This is a genomic window from Xanthomonas sp. AC360 (assembly GCF_979258225.1).
In genome coordinates, this window is the sequence record NZ_OZ409846.1 from 4,570,335 (window position 1) to 4,586,823 (window position 16,489).

At 62.1% G+C, this 16,489-nt stretch carries 16 protein-coding genes and 1 tRNA gene; 2 read left to right on the forward strand and 15 right to left on the reverse strand.

The window, feature by feature from the left end:
- Nucleotides 1–3: 3 nt before the first annotated feature.
- The 11 genes from nuoH to tpiA form a co-directional block, all read right to left on the reverse strand.
- Complete coding sequence (gene nuoH / locus ACZZ0O_RS19575; RefSeq protein ID WP_055850084.1) at nucleotides 4–1,095, reverse strand: NADH-quinone oxidoreductase subunit NuoH; 1,092 nt, start codon at nucleotides 1,093–1,095, stop codon at nucleotides 4–6.
- Nucleotides 1,092–3,326: an NADH-quinone oxidoreductase subunit NuoG gene (gene nuoG, locus ACZZ0O_RS19580; protein ID WP_115528403.1), complete on the reverse strand. Its 2,235-nt coding sequence runs from the start codon at nucleotides 3,324–3,326 to the stop codon at nucleotides 1,092–1,094. The genes nuoH and nuoG overlap by 4 nt, the downstream gene beginning before the upstream one ends.
- Entirely contained in the window at nucleotides 3,323–4,657 is a 1,335-nt protein-coding gene (nuoF, locus tag ACZZ0O_RS19585; RefSeq protein WP_055850080.1) for an NADH-quinone oxidoreductase subunit NuoF, read from the reverse strand. The genes nuoG and nuoF overlap by 4 nt, the downstream gene beginning before the upstream one ends.
- A gap of 3 nt (nucleotides 4,658–4,660) precedes the next feature.
- Nucleotides 4,661–5,188, reverse strand: a complete 528-nt coding sequence (gene nuoE, locus ACZZ0O_RS19590) for an NADH-quinone oxidoreductase subunit NuoE (protein WP_005991372.1) — start codon at nucleotides 5,186–5,188, stop codon at nucleotides 4,661–4,663.
- Nucleotides 5,185–6,492 carry an NADH-quinone oxidoreductase subunit D gene (locus tag ACZZ0O_RS19595; RefSeq protein WP_115513331.1) on the reverse strand — a complete coding sequence of 436 codons (1,308 nt, stop codon included), beginning with the start codon at nucleotides 6,490–6,492 and terminating at the stop codon, nucleotides 5,185–5,187. The genes nuoE and ACZZ0O_RS19595 overlap by 4 nt, the downstream gene beginning before the upstream one ends.
- The gene (locus ACZZ0O_RS19600; RefSeq protein ID WP_115528405.1) at nucleotides 6,489–7,241 is read right to left on the reverse strand and encodes an NADH-quinone oxidoreductase subunit C; all 753 of its coding nucleotides are present in this window, start codon (nucleotides 7,239–7,241) and stop codon (nucleotides 6,489–6,491) included. Before ACZZ0O_RS19600 ends, ACZZ0O_RS19595 begins: the two co-directional genes overlap by 4 nt.
- Nucleotides 7,242–7,277: 36 nt before the next feature.
- Nucleotides 7,278–7,832, reverse strand: a complete 555-nt coding sequence (locus ACZZ0O_RS19605) for a NuoB/complex I 20 kDa subunit family protein (RefSeq protein WP_039420570.1) — start codon at nucleotides 7,830–7,832, stop codon at nucleotides 7,278–7,280.
- Nucleotides 7,823–8,179 carry an NADH-quinone oxidoreductase subunit A gene (locus ACZZ0O_RS19610; protein WP_005991364.1) on the reverse strand — a complete coding sequence of 119 codons (357 nt, stop codon included), beginning with the start codon at nucleotides 8,177–8,179 and terminating at the stop codon, nucleotides 7,823–7,825. The genes ACZZ0O_RS19605 and ACZZ0O_RS19610 overlap by 10 nt, the downstream gene beginning before the upstream one ends.
- A 105-nt stretch (nucleotides 8,180–8,284) precedes the next feature.
- A tRNA-Leu gene (locus ACZZ0O_RS19615) sits at nucleotides 8,285–8,369 on the reverse strand.
- Between the two features lie 49 nt (nucleotides 8,370–8,418).
- A complete protein-coding gene (gene secG, locus ACZZ0O_RS19620) occupies nucleotides 8,419–8,892 on the reverse strand; it encodes a preprotein translocase subunit SecG (RefSeq protein WP_055850073.1) in 474 nt (157 codons plus the stop codon).
- A gap of 33 nt (nucleotides 8,893–8,925) precedes the next feature.
- Nucleotides 8,926–9,681, reverse strand: coding sequence for a triose-phosphate isomerase (tpiA, locus tag ACZZ0O_RS19625; protein ID WP_055850072.1), 756 nt, complete (start codon nucleotides 9,679–9,681; stop codon nucleotides 8,926–8,928).
- 112 nt (nucleotides 9,682–9,793) lie between these two features.
- Between tpiA and ACZZ0O_RS19630 the strand changes: the two genes are divergently transcribed.
- Nucleotides 9,794–10,594, forward strand: a complete 801-nt coding sequence (locus ACZZ0O_RS19630; protein WP_115554124.1) for an SDR family NAD(P)-dependent oxidoreductase — start codon at nucleotides 9,794–9,796, stop codon at nucleotides 10,592–10,594.
- An 82-nt stretch (nucleotides 10,595–10,676) separates the two neighbouring features.
- Complete coding sequence (locus tag ACZZ0O_RS19635; protein WP_463591617.1) at nucleotides 10,677–12,071, forward strand: hypothetical protein; 1,395 nt, start codon at nucleotides 10,677–10,679, stop codon at nucleotides 12,069–12,071.
- A 56-nt stretch (nucleotides 12,072–12,127) separates the two neighbouring features.
- On the opposite strand, the gene ACZZ0O_RS19640 is transcribed toward ACZZ0O_RS19635, so the two are convergent.
- The 4 genes from ACZZ0O_RS19640 to ACZZ0O_RS19655 are packed head-to-tail and all read right to left on the reverse strand — an operon-like array spanning nucleotide 12,128 to nucleotide 16,468.
- Nucleotides 12,128–12,553, reverse strand: coding sequence for a group I truncated hemoglobin (locus ACZZ0O_RS19640; protein WP_115513335.1), 426 nt, complete (start codon nucleotides 12,551–12,553; stop codon nucleotides 12,128–12,130).
- Nucleotides 12,553–13,425 carry a DUF3034 family protein gene (locus tag ACZZ0O_RS19645; protein WP_463591618.1) on the reverse strand — a complete coding sequence of 291 codons (873 nt, stop codon included), beginning with the start codon at nucleotides 13,423–13,425 and terminating at the stop codon, nucleotides 12,553–12,555. The genes ACZZ0O_RS19640 and ACZZ0O_RS19645 overlap by 1 nt, the downstream gene beginning before the upstream one ends.
- Complete coding sequence (locus ACZZ0O_RS19650) at nucleotides 13,422–15,788, reverse strand: putative bifunctional diguanylate cyclase/phosphodiesterase (RefSeq protein ID WP_463591619.1); 2,367 nt, start codon at nucleotides 15,786–15,788, stop codon at nucleotides 13,422–13,424. The genes ACZZ0O_RS19645 and ACZZ0O_RS19650 overlap by 4 nt, the downstream gene beginning before the upstream one ends.
- Complete coding sequence (locus ACZZ0O_RS19655; protein ID WP_463592496.1) at nucleotides 15,785–16,468, reverse strand: methylamine utilization protein; 684 nt, start codon at nucleotides 16,466–16,468, stop codon at nucleotides 15,785–15,787. The genes ACZZ0O_RS19650 and ACZZ0O_RS19655 overlap by 4 nt, the downstream gene beginning before the upstream one ends.
- Nucleotides 16,469–16,489: the final 21 nt, after the last annotated feature.

A 16,489-nucleotide genomic window follows, 5' to 3' on the forward strand; every position in this document is an offset into this window, starting at 1 on the left:
CGGTTACACGCCCTTCTGGATCACGCCGTAAAACACCATCAACGCCGTCACTGCGATCCACACGATCGTGAGCGGAATGAACACCTTCCAACCCAGACGCATGATCTGGTCGTAGCGGTAGCGCGGGAAACTGGCACGGAACCAGATGTAAGCGCTGGCGAAGAAGAACACCTTCATCAGCAGCCACGGCCAACCGCCCTTCCACACCCAGTCGATCCACGGCGAGATATCCGCAGTGACCCAACCCTGGATCGGGCTCAGCCAGCCGCCGAGGAAGAAGATCGAGATCAGGAAGCTGACCAGGATCATGTTGGCGTATTCGGCCAGGAAGAACAGCGCGAACGCACCGCCCGAGTATTCCACCATGTGGCCGGCGACGATTTCCGATTCGCCTTCCACCACGTCGAACGGCGCGCGGTTGGTTTCGGCAACACCGGAGACCCAGTACACGATGAACAACGGGAACAGCGGAATCAGGAACCAGTCGAAGAAACCCGAATTACCGCCCTGCGCCAACACGATCTGGCTCAGATTGACGCTGCCCGAGGCGATCATGACGCCGACCAGCGCAAACCCCATCGCAATTTCGTAGCTGACCACCTGCGCGGCCGAGCGCATCGCACCCAGAAACGCGTACTTGGAGTTGGAAGCCCAGCCCGCGAGGATGATGCCGTACACGCCCAGCGAGGTCATCGCCAGCAAATACAGCAAACCGACGTTGGCGTTGGACAGCACCAGCTGCGCATCGAACGGCACCACCGACCACGCCGCGAATGCAGGCGCCAGCGTCAACAGCGGCGCGATGATGAACATCGCCTTGTGCGAACTGCTGGGCTGCAGGATCTCTTTGAACAAGAGTTTGAACACGTCGGCGAAGGCCTGGAAGATGCCCATGCCCACGTACATCGGCCCGTGACGCACGTGCATCCAACCGATCAGCTTGCGCTCCCACACCACGTAGAAGGCCACCGAGACGATCACCGGCACGGCGATCAACAGGATCTTCAACACGGTCCACAGCAGGATGCCGCCATCGCCCAGTCCGAGAAACCACTGGTGCAGAGGGTCGACCACGTTCAACAGCAATTCGTTCATGCAGCCACCACCGTTACGCGACCGGCACCAAGCGGCGCGGTTGCGCCATGGCCGGATTCGATCCACACCGTGCCAGGTGCAACACGCTTGTCCAGCACCACCGGCAACGTCGCCTTACCCGCGTCGGTGCCGACCTTGACCATCTGCCCATCGGCGATCTGCAGCTGCGCAGCCTGCTCGGGGTGCATCGCCACGCACGGTGCAATATTGAGCGGATGCGATTGCAGCGCAGCGGCGCGACGCACTACCGCATCGGTGCGGTAGATCGCAGCAGTCGCCGCGACTTCCAGCCCGTCGCTTGCCACCTGCGGCTGTGCCGAGGCCACCGGACGCACGCTGCGGTTCTGCATCTCTGCACGCAAGCCGACCAGATCGATGAACTCGAAACCAGCCAGACCCAGCTCACCACCCAGCGCACGCAGCACACGCCAGCCTTCGCGCGCTTCGACCGGCAAGCGGCCTGCGGCACGCGCCGTCTGCACGCGACCGTCGAGATTGGTCAACGAGGCATCGATTTCCGGCAATGCACCGATCGGCAGGATCACGTCAGCCACATCGCGCGTTGAAGCGCAGGCGAACTGACTGAAAGCAACGACCTTGGCACCGGCCAGCGCGCTGCGTGCAGCAGCGGCGTCGGCAAAATCCAGACCGGGCTCGATGCCGTACAGCACGTACGCCTGACGCGGCTGCGCCAGCATTCCGGCCACATCACGCGCGGTTGGCAACACACCTTGCGACACCAGACCCACCGCGTTCGCGCCCTGCGGGATACGGCACAGCGAAGCGCCCGTTGCCGCAGCAAAGTCGCGTGCAGCAGCACGCAGTGCAGCAGCCTGCGGATGATTTTCAGCCAGTGCACCAACCACGATAACGGCGCGCGTTGCACCCTTGACCGCATCGCGTAGCGCGGCGTCGTCAAGTGCGCTTGCCAGCTGCGACGGCGCGACCACGGCGCGGCTCGCCTGCGTGAATGCGAAATCGAAATCGACCGGGTTGACCGAATGGATCTGCGTGCGGTTCTGGATGTGCGCCTTGCGCAGACGTGCATGCAGCAACGGCAGCTCGTGACGCACGTTGGTGCCGAACAACACCACCACATCGGCCTGCTCGATCTCGGCCAACGGCGTTGCAAAGGCTTCGGCAACCGCAGCGTCGGAGAAATCCCGATTGAGCAGCCGGTGATCCAGATTGCCGCTGCCGAGGCCTTCGGCCAGACGTGCCAGCAGCGCACCTTCCTCGTTCGAAGTGGACGGATGCACCAGCACGCCAAGCTGATCGCCGGCGTTGTCACGCAGGATCTGGGTCGCAGCGGCCAGACCTTCGGTCCAGCTCACTTCGGTCCACTCGCCGTTGACCTTCTTCAGCGGCTTGCCCGCGCGGTCTTCAGCGTACAGACCCTGATGCGAATAGCGGTCGCGATCGGACAGCCAGCATTCGTTGACTGCTTCGTTCTCGCGCGGCACGGTACGCAGCACTTCGCCACGACGCACATGCAGGAACAGGTTCGAGCCCATCGCATCGTGGTAACCCAGCGATTCGCGCGCCATCAATTCCCACGGACGTGCGCGGAACTGGAACACCTTGTTGGTCAGCGCGCCCACCGGGCAGACGTCAATGACGTTGCCGGAAATTTCGGTGGTCAGCGGCTTGCCGTCGTAGGTGCCGATCTGCAGGTTTTCACCGCGGTACATGCCACCCAGCTCGTAGGTGCCGGCGATGTCTGCAGTGAAGCGCACGCAGCGGGTGCACTGGATGCAGCGGGTCATTTCGGTGGCGACCAGCGGACCGATATCCTCGTCCGGCACCACGCGCTTGCGCTCGTTGAAGCGGCTCACCGACCGGCCGTAGCCAAGCGAGACGTCCTGCAACTCGCACTCGCCGCCCTGATCGCAGATCGGGCAGTCCAGCGGGTGATTGATCAACAAAAATTCCATCACGCTGCGCTGGTACTTCAGCGCCTTTTCGCTACGCGTGGCGATCTTCATGCCATCCATCACCGGCGTGGCGCAGGCGGGCGACGGCTTGGGCGACTTTTCGACATCCACCAGACACATGCGGCAGTTGGCGGCGATCGGCAGCTTCTCGTGATAGCAGAAGCGTGGGATCGGAATGCCTGCCTTGTCGGCGGCCTGGATGATCATCGAGCCCTTCGGCACGACCAGACTCTGCCCGTCGATTTCGACGGTGACATGATCCGGCGGCACGTTCGGGTTCACTGGTTGGGCGCTCATGCGGCCACTCCGACGTGCGTGTCGACGATCGAACGACCGTTGACGATGTAGTACTCGAACTCGTCCCAGAACTGGCGCAGGAAGCCTTGAATCGGCCACGCTGCCGCTTCACCGAACGCGCAGATGGTGTGCCCTTCGATCTGACCCGCCACGGTACGCAGCTGGTGCAGGTCTTCCATCGTGGCCTTGCCGGCGACGATGCGCTCCAGCACGCGGTGCATCCAGCCGGTGCCTTCGCGGCACGGGGTGCACTGGCCACACGATTCCTTGTGGAAGAACTGCGAGATGCGGCAGGCAAAACGCACGCAGCACACGCTGTCGTCCAGCACTACGATGGCGCCCGATCCCAGACCGGTACCCAGCGCACGCAAGGTGTCGTAATCCATCTGCAGACCGGCAACCTGATCGGCCTTCAGCACCGGCATCGACACGCCGCCAGGCACCACGCCCTTGAGGGTGCGGCCCGGACGCAAACCACCGGCCATTTCCAGCAGTTCGTCGAAGGTGGTACCGAGCGGCACTTCAAAGTTGCCACCCTTCTGCACGCAGCCGGAGACCGAGAAAATCTTCGGCCCGCCGTTCTTGGTCTTGCTCAACCCGAGGAACCACTCCGGGCCGTTGCGAATGATCGCCGGCACCGACGCATAGGTCTCGGTGTTGTTGATGGTGGTCGGCTTGCCGTACAGGCCGAAGTTCGCCGGGAACGGCGGCTTGTAACGCGGCTGGCCTTTCTTGCCTTCCAGCGATTCCATCAATGCGGTCTCTTCGCCGCAGATGTACGCGCCAGCACCCAGCGCACCGTAGATATCGATATCCACGCCGCTGCCGAGAATGTTCTTGCCCAGCCAGCCGTTCGCATACGCATCGGCCAATGCCAGTTCGAAGTTTTCGAACGGCTCGTGGTGGAACTCGCCACGCAGGTAGTTGTAGCCCACCGTCGAGCCGGTGGCGTAGCAGGCGATCGCCATGCCCTCCACCACCGAATGCGGGTTGTAACGCAGGATGTCGCGGTCTTTGCAGGTCCCCGGCTCGGATTCGTCCGAGTTGCACAGGATGTACTTCTGCATCGTGCCCTTGGGCATGAACGACCACTTCAGACCGGTCGGAAAACCGGCGCCGCCGCGGCCACGCAGATTGGACGCCTTGACCATTTCGATGACGTCGGCCGGCGCGATCTTTTCTTCCAGGATCTTGCGCAACGCGGCGTAGCCACCGGTCTTGAGGTAGCTCTCGTACGACCACGGAGTGTCGTAATGCAGGGTCGTGTAAACGACCTGATGCGGCAACGGCGCCGGACCGACCGGACCTGTAGGTGCGTGATGATGTGCCATGTCTTATTCCAGCCCGTCCAGCAGCGCGTCGACCTTCTCTTTCGTCAGGTGCTCATGGTAGTGGCCGTTGATGACCATCATCGGCGCTGCAGAGCAGGCCGCCAGGCACTCTTCTTCGCGCTTGAGGTAGACGCGGCCATCGGCCGTCGACTGCCCCAGCTTGCAACCCAGTTTCTTCTCGGCGTGCGCCAACAGATCTTCGGCGCCGTTGAGCCAGCAGCTGATGTTGGTGCAGAACGCCACGTTGTGGCGGCCGACCTTCTCGGTCTCGAACATCGAGTAGAAGCTGGCCACCTCATAGGCCCACACCGGCGGCAGTTCCAGATACTTGGCCACGCCAACGATCAACTCGTCGGTCAGCCAGCCCTGGTTCTGCTCCTGCGCCGCGTGCAAGCCCTGCAGCACCGCCGAACGCTTGCGATCGGGCGGAAACTTGGCCAGCCAATGATCGATGTGCGCGCGCGTTTTATCGCTCAGCACCACCTGCGGATCGACGTCGCGCGCCGCTTCGAAATTACCCGTCGCCTTCATCGGTCAACCTCACCGAAAACCAAATCGTAAGTACCGATCATCGCCACGACGTCGGCCAGCAAATAACCACGCACCACCGCATCCATCGACGACAAATGCGCAAAGCCCGGCGCGCGCAGATGCAGGCGGAACGGCTTGTTGGCGCCATCTGACATCAGGTAGCAGCCGAACTCACCCTTGGGCGCTTCGACTGCGCAATAGGTCTCGCCGGCCGGCACGCAATAGCCTTCACTGAATAGCTTGAAGTGATGGATCAGCGCTTCCATGTCGTCTTTCATGCCTTCGCGGCTTGGCGGAGCGACCTTGAAATTGGTGACCATGACCGGGCCAGGATTGGCCTTCAGCCACTTCACGCATTGCTTGATGATGCGGTTGGATTCGCGCATCTCGGCCACGCGGACCAGATAGCGGTCGTAGCAGTCGCCGTTGGTGCCGACCGGGATATCGAAATCCACCGCGTCGTACTTGGCATACGGCTGCTTCTTGCGCAGATCCCACTCGATCCCCGAGCCACGCAGCATCGGACCGGTCATGCCCCAGGCACGCGCCAGATCCGGGCTGATGATGCCGACATCGACAGTACGCTGCTTCCAGATGCGGTTATCGGTCAGCAGCGTTTCGTATTCGTCCACGCGCGACGGGAAGGTGTCGGTGAAATCCTCGAGGAAATCCAGCATCGTGCCTTCGCGAGCAGCGTTGCGCTTCTTCAGCGCCCCACCCTTGTGCCAGCGCGATTCCTTGTACTTGGGCATGAAATCGGGCAGATCGCGGTACACGCCACCCGGGCGGTAGTAGGCCGCGTGCATGCGCGCGCCGCTGACCGCCTCGTACACGTCCATCAATTCTTCGCGCTCGCGGAACGCGTACAGCATCACCGCCATCGCACCCAGATCGAGTGCGTTGGAACCCACCCACATCAGGTGGTTCTTGATGCGGGTGATCTCGTCGAACATGGTGCGGATGTACTGCGCACGCTCCGGCGCTTCGATTCCCATCAGGGACTCGATCGCGCGCACGTAGGCGTGCTCGTTGCACATCATCGACACGTAATCCAGGCGATCCATGTACGGAACCGACTGGTTGAATGGCTTGGACTCGGCCAGCTTCTCGGTGCCACGGTGCAGCAGGCCGATATGCGGATCGGCACGCACCACGGTCTCGCCGTCCATTTCCAGGATCAGACGCAGCACGCCGTGCGCCGCAGGATGCTGCGGGCCGAAGTTCATCGTGTAATTGCGGATTTCCTGCTTGCTTTCGACAGGATTGCTCGCGAAGGCATCGGTTGCCTGGCGGAACTCACTCACTTGGCGGTCTCCGACTTGCCCACTTCACCGGCGGCAGTCTCATAACGGGCATCGTCGCGAATCACGCGCGGCACACCAACGCGCGGCTCGACCGAGGTAACCGGCTCGTACACCACGCGCTTGCGCTCTTCGTCGTAACGCACTTCGACGTTGCCGATCAGCGGGAAATCCTTGCGGAACGGGTGGCCGACGAATCCATAGTCGGTCAGGATGCGGCGCAGGTCCGGGTGACCATCGAACACGATGCCGAACAGGTCGAATGCTTCGCGCTCGAACCAATTCACGCCCGGCCAGATATCGGTCACCGACGCCACCACCGGCACCTGCTCGTCGGGTGCGTAGCAACGCACGCGCAAACGCTGGTTGTGCTGGTAGGAAATCAGCTGGGCAACGACCGCAAAACGCTGCTTGGGCATGTGCTGCGCATGCGCGCCGGTGGAGCCTTCCTGGCTGGGAAACTCACCCCAACCGAAACGCCCGATGCCCTTACCTTCGACGCCACGACTGAAGCCCTGCGAGGACACGTCGGCGGTATCCCACTCGTCGCTGCCATAACCCAGGTAGTCGACGCCGCACAGGTCGCTGAGCTGTTCGAAAGCGAGCTCGTCGCGCAGCGCCAGACAGGTGGCGTGCCAATCGGCCGCGGCGACTTCCAGCGTGACTTCGCCGCGCGGCAATGCCACGGCGATCTGGGCACCGGCGAAACGTGCCGCAAGTCGGTCAGTGAAGGAGGATGCTTGCTCTGCCATGGGGGCTTGGCTGCTCTCGGTAGGAGAAGACGGGTATCAGCGCGCGATCGTCTGGGTACGCCAGATCTTCTTCTGCAGCTGCAAGATGCCGTAGACCAGCGCCTCGGCGGTCGGCGGGCAGCCCGGGACATAGATGTCCACCGGCACGATGCGATCGCAACCGCGCACCACCGAATACGAATAGTGATAGTAGCCGCCGCCGTTGGCGCAGCTGCCCATCGAGATGACCCACTTCGGGTCCGGCATCTGGTCGTAGACCTTGCGCAGCGCCGGAGCCATCTTGTTCACCAAGGTGCCGGCGACGATCATCACGTCGGACTGGCGCGGCGACGGGCGGAACACCACGCCGTACCGATCCAGGTCCAGACGCGAGGCGCCAGCGTGCATCATTTCGACCGCACAGCAGGCTAAGCCGAAGGTCATCGGCCACATCGAGCCGGTCCGCGCCCAGTTCAACAGCGCGTCGACGCTGGTGGTCACGTAGCCCTTCTCGAGCAGCGGGTTTTCGCCGTCCGGGCGCAGGATGTCTTCCACCCGGCCTTCCGGCATCGGGTTGGTCATCAGACGATCCAGGGTCTGAATCACTCCCATTCCAGCGCTCCCTTCTTCCACACGTAGATAAAGCCGAGGAACAACATGCCGACGAACAGCCCCATGGTGACCAGCGAACGTGCGCCGATCTCCATGAACACCTGCGTCCACGGCACGATGAAGATGATTTCCAGGTCAAACACGATGAACTGGATCGCGATGAGGTAGTAGCGCACATCGAACTTCATGCGCGCGTCTTCGAATGCCTCGAAGCCACACTCGTACGGCGAAAGCTTGCGCGCGTCCGGGCTGCGCGGAGCGAGAAACCGACCAATCAGCATCAGCACGATGCCGATGCCAGTGGCGACGATCAGAAACAGCAGACTCGGCAAATATTCGGCCAGCACAGCGATTCTCTCTTGCCTCTGCCCGCACGCGCCGCGTGCCGGCATGGGGTATAGGCAGACCCTGCGCGCGACGTGTCGCAATGCACAGGAACTGCAGCCAAACAATGGTGCCCAAGAGGGGACTCGAACCCCTACGACCTAAGTCGCTACCACCTCAAGGTAGTGCGTCTACCAATTCCGCCACCTGGGCATACGTTGCGCCGCTGGGCATCCCAGTGCGCAGCGTATTGTAACCGGCTTCAGCGTTTTTGTGCTGGTTCTGAAGCGTTTTCTTCGCTGGCCGCTGGCGCCGACGGCGCAGGTGCGGACTGCACTGGCGCAGCAGCAGGTGCGGCGGCAGGAGCAGGCTGCGACGGAGCGGTCGGTACCGCACCGGCGGCAGGCGCCTGCGGCAACGGCTGGGTCAACTCACCGGCTGCAGCCGGCGCCGGGGTGGCGGACTGCGACATCACACCCAGGTTCTGATCGGTCGGACGGGCACCGTGGGTGGCGTACCACGCCATGAACAGACTGATGCTGAAAAACACCACCGCCAGCCACTTGGTCGACTTGGACAGGAAGTTCGACGCACCCTGCGAACCGAACACCGTGCCAGACGCGCCGGCACCGAAGCCGGAACCGGCTGCCGCACCCGCGCCACGCTGCATCAGGATCAGCGCAATCATCGCCAGCGCGACCAGCACGTAGACCACATTGAGGATCAACATCAGCATTTCGAAATCCGTCCCCGGACAAAACTTAATGGGTTAACAAGCGGCCGCCGCACGCGCGATGGCCAGGAAATCTTCGGCCACCAAGGAGGCGCCTCCGACAAGCCCACCATCGACATCGGGCTGCGCGAACAGCTCGCTGGCGTTGTCGGGCTTGACACTACCCCCGTACAGGATGGGCAGAGAGTCGGCAATTCTAGCATCCGCCTTCGCGACTTCGCCACGCAGGAAGGCGTGCACGGCCTGTGCCTGCTCCGGGCTGGCAGTCCGTCCGGTCCCAATGGCCCAGATCGGTTCATAGGCCAGCACCGCGCGGGCAAAGCCCTCGCTGCCGACCAATGCCAGTACCGGCTCGAGCTGGGCACGTAGGATTGCCTCAGTCTGACCGGCTTCACGCTGTTCCAGCGACTCGCCCACGCACAGCACCGGGATCAACCCGGCGTGGATGGCGGCGGCAAACTTATGCGCCACCAACTCGCTACTCTCCTGGTGGTACTGGCGGCGCTCGGAGTGACCGACCAGTCCGTAGTCGGCCCCGACATCCACCAGCATCGTGGCCGAGACCTCGCCGGTATAGGCGCCCTTCTCGTTACTACTGACGTCCTGGGCTCCAAAGGACAGGTGATGCGCCTCGAAATCCTCGATCAGGTCGCCGAGGTAAGGCAGTGGCGGCAGGATGACGACATCGACACCCTCCAGGGGCATGTGCGCAGCGACCTGGGCCACCAGTTCGGTGGCGAAGGCGCGGCTGCCATGCAGCTTCCAATTTCCAGCAACGATCTTTCGACGCATCAGGCGCAGGTTCCTGAGTGGAAGACAGGCGACAGAATAGCCCATGCCCTGTCGGCAACCGGCACACTTCTGTCCGCCGCATGTCCCACCCCTCGTTCAACAGGAACCTGCCATGTCCGTTTCACCTGTCTTTGCGCTGGTCACCGGCGCCTCCAGCGGGATCGGCCGCGAGATTGCGCGGGCGTACGCCAAACGGGGCGTGCCGTTGATCCTGACCGCACGCCGGGTGGACCGACTACAGGCGCTGGCCGCCGAACTGGGCACGCAGGTCCGTGTAGAGGTGCTGCCGGCCGACCTGGCCGACCCTGCGGCGGCCGAGGCGCTGGTGACGCAGATCCAGCGCAATGGCTGGACGGTAGGCACGCTGGTCAACAACGCCGGCTACGGCGTGCCGGGCCGCTACCTGCACAACGACTGGGCCACGCATGCGCGCTTTCTGCAGGTGATGATCGGCGCGGTGTGCGAGCTGACCTGGCGGCTGTTGCCGATGATCCGCGCCAGCGGCCAGGGCCGCATTCTCAACGTCGCGTCATTTGCCGCACTCACGCCCAGTGCCGATGGGCAAACGCTGTATGCGGCCAGCAAGAGCTTCATGTTGCGCTTCAGCGAGTCGCTGGCGCTGGAAAACGCCGATTGCGCGGTCAAGGTGTGTGCGCTGTGCCCGGGCTTTGCGTGGTCGGAATTCCACGATGTCACCGGCACCCGCGAAGCGATGTCCACCCTGCCCGGCTGGGCCTGGTTGCAGGCCGATGCAGTTGCCGAGTACGGCATCGCCGCATTGGAGCGTGGTCAGGTGCTGGCGGTGCCGGGCTGGCGCTATCGACTGGTCAATGCCGCACTGCGCCTGCTGCCGCATTCGGTTGCGCTGCGGCTGATGGCGCGCGGCTCGCATCGGGTAAGACCGCTAGACTGAGCACAGGCAAGTCTTTAACTAACAGACACTAAGATGCATGGGGTCGGCACACGTCACGACCATCAAGGATGCGGACAAGGTAATGACCAAGCTGGAAACAAGACCCGTGCTTACACCACCCGCGCTCAACGACGATGCAAGGCTGCTTCCATTTCTTGCTGCTGTCGCTATCTTCCTCACAATCCAACTGGTCATCAATGCCAAGGACTTTACAGGTGACGCTGGCGCTTACTGGGCAATAAGCTCAGCCATTCTTGAGGGCACCTTCCCGCAAACAATCCGGGGTTATGCGTATCCACTTCTATTGACTCCCTTCAGGCTTGTCTTCGACCACTCACAGACTGCCGGGCTTTTTTTTCTAAAAGCAGGGCAATCCATCGGGTACGGCTACGCATTCTCCATTCTGATTCCAAACCTTTACCGATCGATGTTCGGCGGAAAATTAACGCCGGCCAGACGAATCGTCCCGTCGCTTCTGACGGCAGTCGTTTTTCCAGGCCTTGTTTCCTACCCCCTGAGTGATGCGCCATCCCTTGGCTTGATGGCACTTTCTTTACACTTGGCGATCAGCTCAATCAGATCGAAATCGTTCGCAGGACTCCTACTTACCGGGATAATCTGCTATTTCACATATAATGTCAGAACCATCTATCTATTTTCATTCATCAGCCTAGCCATCGTTATTGCATGTTTTTTTGCCAAAGATATTCAACGCAAGACTCTTGCACTAACCTTCTTTCTGCTAGGCTCACTAATCGGCGCGGCGCCACAGATGGCGATCAACTACAAACACCATGCAATCGCATCGCCATTGGTGATAACCGATGTCCGTGGCGCATCGCTTTTTGCCAGGCAGCTGACATGGGGCATGGTCGTCGATAGATACGAAACGTTCATTGACCCTGACACACAACAAGCAATACCAACCTTCTACGCAAACGATCGCGGCGCCGCAGTACTCGAGCAAAATGGCGGGTTCGCTGAAAATCAATCTTTCACGAAAATCTTCGCGATGATGACGGATAACCCCATCACTTTCGCTGAAATCTATTTGCGCCACACAGCATCAGCACTGGATGCAAGAGATGGCGAGATTTATACAAGACAACCTTCTTCCGAAAAAAATGTTAAGTCACTCATTTTTCTAGTTATCGTCACCTTCGGAATTACTCAACTGGGAAAGGCTATCCTCTCCACATCCCAGGAGCCCAGACGTACCAAAGCCTTATACGCACTGACTTTGATAGCACCATGCATCGCCATCGTCCCCGGAGCAATTGAAACGCGATTCTTTCTGCCTTTGTATTGCATGTCTTATTGCGCACTAGCATTTCAAAGAATCAACAGAAAAACGCTCGCCCTCCAAATGGTCTTGACTGCGACACTGACGGCAGGCATCTATTGCTTTGTTGCCGATTCAGTAGAAAATCCGATTCACGCCCGACCGGAGTCATACATCCCAGCCGCACCAAATTAGATTCCTCAAAGTCAATGCCTGCCGCAGCATTCAGTCGCAAGCTCAACAAGCGGAGCTCAGTGATTGACGATCTCGCCGTGCATGGCGGCCAGCCTTGCCAACAGGCGATTCTGGGTGCGGCGCGGGATCTTTTGTTGATCCATTGCCCAGTTGAGATCTTCGACCAGGGCGTTGAAATCGCCCTCGCGAATGGCCAGATGCGCATGCGCCTGTTGCATCGATTTGGCGGTATCCGGGCACGGGCCATCGGCGACATGGCAGAACTTCTGCACCAGGCGCGCGTTGAGCATGACGATGTTGACCCGCGCGAATTTGTCGACGATGCGTTGATCGTCAGCAATGCGCGACAACATGGTTTCCACCAGCGCCTCGATGCCGGCTTGGCCACCAAGTTCGTCGTACAGCGTTTGAGGCGGCTGCGTGGTGGCGCAGGCACTCAGACTCAGCACACATAGCAGAGACCACCGCAGCCATCGATTCATCAGAACGCTACCTGCAAGGAGAGATACGGGCCGCGCTGGTTGGTCAGCGTGGCGATGTCGCCAAGATCGGCCCAGGCTGCGGTCAACGACACATGCTTACTGGGAAACCAGGCAACGAAACCGTCGGCCCAGGCCTGTTCGCGCGCAAAGCCCAGATTGTCCGGTTTGCCGCGATATTCCACACCAACCACCCACGACGGCGACAGCACGACCGCAGCACTGGCCTCAGCGACCAGTCGATAGCTGTTGCGCCGATCGCCACCGAAGCCGAGCAAACCGGTCTGATTGGCGCGGGTCGCGCGCAGCGTGCCGTTGAGCAGCAATTGATAGCCGCCAGCGCCCTGCAACAGCAGCCTGCTGGCGCTGACATAGACATCGGTGCCGTGGTCGTCACGTGCACCGATGGCCAATGGCAGCGTGCCATCGCGCAGACGCTTGTACTGCACGCCGACGCTGACTTGCGGAGCGCGCCCGTAGACCAGATCGCCGTATACGCGCAGCTTGGCGCCGAAGACATCCTGGCCGAGCGCGTTCCACGGCAGCGCCAGGCGATCCTGCAAGGTGCCCAGGTCCAGGCGCTGGCGCGCAAGCGACAGTTCCAGGCGGTTGCCGACCGTCAGCGCGGCGCCTTGTACATCGAGCCGATAATCGCCGCTGTCCACATGCGTGGCAAACAGCACGGCACCGAGCTCGTCACGCGTGCCATACCCCGACAACGTAGCCCATGGCACGATGCCGCCACCGCTGCTGCCTTCGATCATCGACACGCCACCGGTAGCGAGCAGGCGCCCGTCGCCGGCGACCGCAAGCGCTGGCATGAGCGCAACTCCGCACACTGCAGAGGCGAGCGCAGCGCGGAGACGATGCTTCATCGTTGCGCTCCCATCTGCGAGGGCGAGGTCATTCCAAGTTGGCGCATGCACCACGCCACGAAGGGAGCTTGCTCCAGCGGCGGCGCGTAGAGATAGCCCTGCACCATGTCGCAACCATAGCCGCGCAACAGACCGAGCGCAGTGGTGTTCTCGACGCCTTCGGCGATCACGCTCAGGCCCAGGTTATGCCCCAGATCGATCGTGCTGCGCACGATGAACGCATCGTCGGTGCCTTCGGCCAGCTGCATGACGAAGCTCTTGTCGATCTTCAATTCGTTCACCGGCATGCGCTTGAGTTGAGCCAACGAGGAATAGCCGGTGCCGAAGTCGTCGATGGACAGACGCACGCCAACGCTACGCAGTTGATGCAGCATGTGCAGCGCGGATTCGACATCGCGCATCAAGGCGCTTTCGGTCAGTTCCAGCGTGACCGACTGCGCCGGCACCGCATGCTGTTCCAGCCGCGCACGCACGTAATCGGGCAACCCCGGATCGGCGAGATCCAGTGCCGATAGATTGATCGCCATGCCCAGCTCCAGCCCTTGTGTGCGCCAGTGCGCCTGGCAGCGCAGCGCCTCGTCCAGCACGAAGCGGGTCAATGGATGGATGACACCCGAATGCTCGGCCAGCGGAATGAATTCGTCGGGCCCGATCGGACCCAGCGTCGGGTGATGCCAACGCACCAGCACTTCGACCTGTTCGACGCGATCGCTGCGCAGGCAGATCTTGGGTTGGAAGCGCAAGGTCAACTCGTTACCGCCGATAGCCTGGCGCAGATCGCCGGTGAGCCGCAGCCGTCGCAGATGCTGTTCGTCCTGCCCCATGCGATAGACGCTGGCACCGATGGTGGCGGCATCGTCCACCTGCCGTCGCGCGATGTCGGCACGGCGCAACAAGGTGTCCGGGTCTGCGCCATGCTCGGGAATCAGGGCGATGCCAATGCTGGCTTCGAGCTGGATACGTGCCTGCGGCAACACCAATGGGCGACGCAGTTGCAGCAGCAGGCGTTGTGCATCCTGCTGCACGGTGGTCGCATCGGCATGCGCCACGATCACCATGAACTCATCGCTGCCCAGCCGCCCGACCAGGTTCGGTTCCTGCACCACCTCTGCAAGCCTGCGGCCGGCCTCGACCAGCACCTGGTCGGCGAAATCATGACCAAGGCTGTCGTTGAGTTCCTTGAAACGCTCCAGATCCAGAATTAGCACCGCCGCCGTTCCGCCGGAGGCGACTGTCTGCGCGGTCACGTCCTTCAGTCGTTCGAGCAACCAGACACGATTGGGCAGCCCGGTCAATGCGTCGTGCCGCGCCTGATGCAGGATGTGTTGCTCGCGGCTGGCGATCTGATGCTGCATGCGCCCAAAGCTATCGGCCAGTTCGGCGAGCTCGCGACCCGGCGGAACCTCCACCGCCGTCTGATAATCGCCGCGCTGGATGCGTCGTGCCGCCTGCACCAGTTGCGCGACCGGTTTGCTGACGCTGCGCGCCAGAACGATCGCCACGCACAAAGCTGCGGCAGTGGCCAACCCTGCGAGCAGCAGGATGCGCAACTTGAGGGTGCGATAGGGCGCGACCGCGCGATCAAGCGAGGCCTGCAAGGCCACCCGCACGTGGCTGTCGCCCTGGAGCGATTGCAGTTTGACCAGGTAGCGTGATTCGCCCAGGTTGAGCGGAATCGCTTCCGCCTGCGTGTGCTCGGCGGCAGGCAACTGTTGCGCAAACTCGCGACGCGCTGCCGGCTCCAGGGTGGATGCGAGCACGCGCACCGGTGGGCCGTCGGTAAAGAACGTGGCATCCAGTCCGGTCGTGCTGCGGAAGTCCTGTGCCAGGCCGTCGCCGGATTCGTTGCCGATCGCGATCCAGCCAACGCGACTGGGCGCCAGCACCTGCACCACGGCCAGGCGCACGATATGTTGATCCAGGGCAACCACGCCGACTGCGCGTCCATCGCGTTGCGCCTGTTGCAACAACGCCTGCACCGCACGCAATTGTTCGGCCTGCGGAAGGTCGGCCAACCCGGTCAAAAATTCACCATCTGGCGAAAGCAGCACTGCGGTCTGCGCAGACATGCGCGCGGCATGGTTGCGCAGCGCCGACTGCATGGTGGGCACATCGCCACTGGCCACCGCGGCACGAAACCCGAAGTCGTCTGCCAGCACCGACGCCGATTGCAACAATTGCTCATCACGGCGCAGATTGATGCGCTGCCACACGCGTTCGCCGATCTGCAGTTCTTCGCCCAATTGCGCCTTGACGCTGCGCTCGGTGGCCAGCTGCACGGCGATGAAGGTCAACGCCTGCGTGGCCAGCACGACCAGCACCAGCAGAGCCGCGATGCGCGTGTGCAGGCGCATCGCCCTCATGGGTGCGGCTTCTTGGGATCGGCGCTGCGGAACTTGTCCTGCAGCGCACGGACGCGCTCGTCCGGTGGCGCGACGACCGGAGCGGTGCCTGTGGTCTGCAAGGTGACCTTGCGTTGCAAGGCATCACGCGCAATCACCAGCGGCTCGCCCACCGCAGCGCCCTTGATGCGTGGATGCCACACGCGCAGCGTGTAGGTTCCTGCCGGGGCATCGAGTTGTACGCGACCATCGCTGCCGGTCTTGCCGAAATACGGCGTCTCCAGCACCACGATATAGCCCAGCATCCAGTCATGGATGTTGCAGCCCACCGTCACCAGACCGGCCTGATCGAACCGCACCGGCGCGGCGGTAGTGCCCTGAAACAGCGGCAATTCGAAGCGTTTGGCGGGCGAGAACGAATACACCTGGTGACGGATCTGATCGTTGTTCGGAAACCGTACCGAGGTGCCGGTGCGCACCGCCAAGACCGCCGGCACGAATTGCGAATTGACCTGATCCATCTCCAGCATCTTGCCCGCGCTGGCTGCGGCGGGCCGCGGCAGTTCCAGACTGACCACCGCGTCGACCAGGACACCGTTGGCATCGGTCACGGTCACGCTCACCGGCGTTGCTGCAGCCGGTGCCATCGCGCCAGACAGCGCAAGCAACGACATCGCACCTAATTGTTTGAACCACGGCATCCGCATGCGCCCCTACCTCGT